Below are 1,350 nucleotides of genomic sequence, written 5' to 3'. Positions count from 1 at the left end.
CTGTGTGCTCGGGATCGGTGCAGAAGACGTTCACACTGGCGCAGCTCGCGGCCTTGCCGCAGTACAGCTACGGATTGCCCATCGCCTGCGTGGAAGGCTGGAGCCAAGGAGCCCAGTGGCGCGGTGTCCGAGTCAGGGACCTGATGGCAACGGTGGGCGCACCGGCTGATGCCGAGTTGCAGATTTCCAGCATGGAGAAAGGCGGCGTCTACGGGCGGTCCTTCATGCCCGCTGCGTACAGCCAGGACGAGCAGACCTTGCTGGCGCTCGAGCTCAACGGCGAACCTCTGGACCTCGACCACGGCTATCCTGCACGGATCATCGCCCCCGGACGCCCGGGCGTCTTGCAGACCAAATGGGTGCACAAAGTGGAGGTGATCTGATGCGGCTCTCCTTAGGGATTCCGTCGGCGCCCGGTAGGCGCGGGACCGTCTGGTGGGTGCGTGCAGCCCTGGGCATCCTAGGACTGGCAGCCCTCGGATACGCCCTCTTCGGATTCCTTGCCAATGTGCCGCCTGCCCAGCTGATCGGTGTGGCTGCCTGGTTGCTGTGGCGTTGTTGGTGCACGACGGCGTGCTGGTTCCGTTGACGACGTTGGCCGGCGGCGGCTTGTCGAGGTTGACGTATGGGCTGGGCCCCGTTCAACGGGGGATCGTGCGCGGGGCCCTTCTGGTGGGGGCATTGATGACGTTGGTGGCGGCCCCGCTCATCCGCGCCCAGCAGGTGCTCCAGCCAACCGGGCCGGGCAGCGGCGCCAACAGCACCGTCCTGCAGGGAGACTATGTGCTGGCCTTGGGCGTTTTCTGGATGGTCCTGGTGGTGGCCGCAGCGACTGCTGTGGCCGCCGTCGGACTCTACGGCCGCCGTTCCAAGGTCAGGAAGACCCGGCCCTGAACCGTCCGGGTTGCCACGGTATCCAATCCCGCGCGGGCCGCGTGGACAGCGAGCGCTTTCGCGCCGGCACGGGCCCAGGGAAAGGCCGCGCTGGCACGTCCGTCTGAATCCTCCAGCACCGCCAGATAGGCCACATCGAGAAAATCGCGTGCTTCGGCCTCCGCAAGCACTTGCCCGTCCGAGGCGAGCAAAGAGGCAACACGCTCCAGGAGCACCCGGATGTTTCCGCCGATGCCGATGTTGCCATCCAATAACAGGGCCGAACCCCAACCTCGCTCGTGCGGGACGGGGTCAAAGATGGAGCCCAGGATGGCCGCACCGCCCCGGGCGGTGGCCAGCTTCACGGCGGCTGGGCTCGAATCGACACCCATGGAGGCCAGCCCCAGTTCCCGGGCGGCTCCAGTATCCGCCCTGGGCCGCAGCCACATCAAGAACGGGCCCGCGGAGGGCGCGAAG

General features: G+C 67.1%; 3 protein-coding genes. 2 read left to right on the top strand and 1 reads right to left on the bottom strand.

The window, feature by feature from the left end:
* Together AHiyo1_RS13810 and AHiyo1_RS13805 are read left to right on the top strand one after the other, a co-directional pair.
* A partial coding sequence (locus AHiyo1_RS13810) for a molybdopterin-dependent oxidoreductase (RefSeq protein WP_148667586.1) occupies positions 1–383 on the top strand: 383 nt, incomplete at its 5' end.
* 166 nt (positions 384–549) lie between these two features.
* The gene (locus AHiyo1_RS13805) at positions 550–894 is read left to right on the top strand and encodes a hypothetical protein (RefSeq protein ID WP_059388948.1); all 345 of its coding nucleotides are present in this window, start codon (positions 550–552) and stop codon (positions 892–894) included.
* Here AHiyo1_RS13805 and AHiyo1_RS13800 read toward each other — a convergent pair.
* Positions 855–1,350, bottom strand: a 496-nt coding sequence (locus AHiyo1_RS13800; RefSeq protein ID WP_059388947.1) for a hypothetical protein, incomplete at its 5' end; no start/stop codon positions are given. The two genes, AHiyo1_RS13805 and AHiyo1_RS13800, sit on opposite strands and share 40 nt — an antisense overlap.

It is taken from the genome of Arthrobacter sp. Hiyo1, assembly GCF_001263615.2.
In the GTDB taxonomy this organism is placed as follows: domain Bacteria; phylum Actinomycetota; class Actinomycetes; order Actinomycetales; family Micrococcaceae; genus Arthrobacter.
The sequence above is the reverse complement of the archived record's forward strand: the minus strand, read 5'-3'. Positions and strand labels throughout refer to the sequence as shown.